The organism is Mycobacterium sp. NPDC003449 (assembly GCF_053588415.1).
The window spans coordinates 1-1,031 of record NZ_JBSFPX010000395.1 but is presented as its reverse complement, the minus strand read 5'-3'; the positions used below and the strand labels follow the sequence as shown (position 1 = coordinate 1,031).

Below are 1,031 nucleotides of genomic sequence, written 5' to 3'. Positions count from 1 at the left end.
TCCAATTATTCCTTGCAGGACAGGCACTTTCGCGTATCTACACCCCACCAAAGCAACATTTCACGGAAAATCCGGGCTAAGGCGTCGACTCTGGTTTGCGTGGTCAAAATGACAACCCCCTACTGACTGCCCGAACGTGGATTTCAGCAAAATGCTCAGTCGATCCACTGGTACTTGTCCAAAGTGTAGTTTGATGCTCGACTTGATAGCGAGTTCTGCACTCCAACGGAGCTCCGACGACCGTGTCACCGCGGTCGGCAGCGCCTGCGCCCTCACCCGGGCCCGGTTGCTGCGACGCGTCGTCGCCGTGTTCACGACCTGAGCACGGCGAAGGCCGGTCGCCTCACATTCTGGAACTCCCATGCAAGGAAACCACTGATGGACCGCTCGCAATCAGTCGACGCACTGCCCCATGTCGCCGACACGTCAGCAGACGCCGCCCTCCGCGAAATCGAGGATCGCGTGTTGTGGCTATCGACGTCGATCGTTCACCACGCCAACCGTGTTCGGCCCAACCTGACCGGTGAATCGCCCCGGTGAGTCCGGAGGCTTCATCTCTTGTGAAGGATGGAGTCATGGCAGGTTCGAGGAAGTATCCGGCTGAGCTGCGTGAGCGCGCGGTGCGGATGGTCGCTGAGGTGCGCGATCAGTATTCGTCGGAGTGGGCGGCTATCGAGTCAGTGGCGGCCAAGCTGGGCATTGGCACGCCCCAGACACTGTTGAGCTGGGTGCGTCGCGATCAGATCGACTCCGGGGTGCGTCCTGGGGTCACCAGCGACATGGCCGAGGAACTGCGGCGGTTGCGGGCGGAGAATCGAGAACTGAAACGCGCCAACGACATTCTGAAATCGGCCTCGACTTTCTTCGCGGCGGAGCTCGACCGCCGCAATCGGTGATTCTCGACTACATCGACACTCACAAACAGGAGTACGACGCCTGCGCCCGGCGCAGCCAGCCCTCCAAGCGCCAGGTCCGCGAAGAGGAGCTCAAAGTTGAGATCGCCCGTGTGCACCGCGAGAACTACGCGGTCT

1 protein-coding gene and 1 pseudogene are annotated in these 1,031 nt (G+C 60.8%); both read left to right on the top strand.

Translation table 11 applies throughout. The features are described 5' to 3' along the window. Positions 1-378 precede the first annotated feature (378 nt). Complete coding sequence (locus ACWDTP_RS38645) at positions 379-540, top strand: hypothetical protein (RefSeq protein ID WP_450028479.1); 162 nt, start codon at positions 379-381, stop codon at positions 538-540. Positions 541-575: 35 nt separating this feature from the next. Continuing rightward, positions 576-922 (top strand): annotated as a pseudogene (locus ACWDTP_RS38640) (transposase); the annotation flags it as partial. Between the last annotated feature and the right edge of the window lie 109 nt (positions 923-1,031).

Bases quoted from the DNA above. Each gene is read 5' to 3' on its own strand.
- ACWDTP_RS38645 (WP_450028479.1), top strand. From the start codon at position 379: ATGGACCGCTCGCAATCAGTCGACGCACTGCCCCATGTCGCCGACACG.